2 pseudogenes are annotated in these 1423 nt (G+C 66.7%); one reads left to right on the top strand and one right to left on the bottom strand.

Annotation, left to right across the window (positions count from 1 at the left end):
* Positions 1 to 333 precede the first annotated feature (333 nt).
* Positions 334 to 528 (bottom strand): annotated as a pseudogene (locus ACFYOH_RS44815) (BRCT domain-containing protein); the annotation flags it as partial.
* A gap of 193 nt (positions 529 to 721) precedes the next feature.
* Between ACFYOH_RS44815 and ACFYOH_RS44810 the strand changes: the two are divergent.
* Positions 722 to 1238: pseudogene (locus ACFYOH_RS44810) on the top strand (transposase); the annotation flags it as partial.
* Positions 1239 to 1423 lie beyond the last annotated feature (185 nt).

Genomic DNA, 1423 nt, shown 5'->3' with positions numbered 1-1423 from the left:
CAACGAGCCTCTCTACTCGGAGAGTTGCGCGATGGCCGCCCCATGACCAGGGGCTATGCGGAGATCGCTGCTACACCACTCGGCGGGACACCATCCCCGGGACGACGTGCGATGGGTCCCGGACAGGCTCCGCTCCTACTCTGCAGGGAAAAGCAGCTTGGCGCTTGGAGGTGCGTTCAAGTGGCGTAGCGGTGCCGGCGGGCGTCGCGCGGTCGCGGCCCGCTCGACGGCTCGAGGCCGAGGAGCTGGTGGGGCTGGAGGCCTGGACGGGCAGTCGATCACTGGAACGGCATCTGGCCGTCGCAGGCATCCGGCACCACGTCCTCGTTCGGCTCAGTTGAGAAAGTCACCAACGAGGGCGGCGAACTCGTCCGGGGTGGTGAGGCGGATACCGAGCTGTTCGGCCTTGGCCCGCTTGGACCCGGCGCCTTCGCCGGCGACGACGAGGGTGGTCTTCTTGGAGACGCTGGAGGAGGAGCGCCCTCCGGCCCGTTCGATGAGTTCGTTCATCTCGTTGCGGCTGAGCCGTGAGCAATGCTCATGACTTGTGGATCGTCCCTCGGGAGGGCATGCGAAGGGCGTACCTTCCCGATGATCCTGTGATGGTCACCAAGTCAGGGCCCGCGTTGCAGCGCGGGTCAGGAAGGCACGCCCATGCTCAGCGTAGTCAGTGAAGACGGCTCCACGTCCACCGGATATCTGATCGACGAGATCGTGCGGGAAGGAAGGGGCCCGACGGATGCTTGCCGTCGCCCTTGAGGCAGAAGTCGACCAGTACATAGCCGAGTTGACGGCCGAGCGGGACGAACGCGGCCGCCGTCTGGTGGTGCGCAACGGCCATCACCGTCCCCGCACCGTGACCACGGCCGCCGGCTCTGTTGAGGTACGGGCGCCCCGGGTCAACGATCGTCGCGTCCGACGACGAGACCGGCGAGCGTCACCGGTTCTCCTCCAAGATCCTGCCGCCCTGGTGCCGCAAGTCCCCGAAGATCAGCGAAGTCCTCCCGCTCCTCTACCTGCACGGATTGTCCAGCGGCGACTTCGTGCCCGCCCTCGAGCAGTTCCTCGGCAGGTCGGCCGGCCTGTCTGCGGCGACGGTCACCCGGCTCACCAGGCACTGGCAGGACGACCACGCCGCCTTCCAGAACCGCGACCTGTCCGCCACCGATTATGTCTACGTGTGGGCCGACGGCGTCCAGCCCAAGGTCCGTCTCGGCCAGGCCCACTCCTGCATCCTGAGGATCCCCCGAGATGCGGGAAGAGGTGACAGACGGTCAGATGGGTCTCGCGAGAGGAGCCCACAAGATGCCTGCACCGAGGAAGTACCCCAAGACCACGGAGTTAAGGCCGATCCGCGGTTGTCAACGGGATCCGGGATTTTCGGGGAAGCGCAGGTCACGGCGACGGGGCTCCTGGTAGAGCG

Origin of the sequence: Streptomyces sp. NPDC007856, assembly GCF_042868225.1 — a bacterium.
In the GTDB taxonomy this organism is placed as follows: domain Bacteria; phylum Actinomycetota; class Actinomycetes; order Streptomycetales; family Streptomycetaceae; genus Streptomyces.
This window is presented reverse-complemented; position numbering and strand designations above follow the sequence as displayed.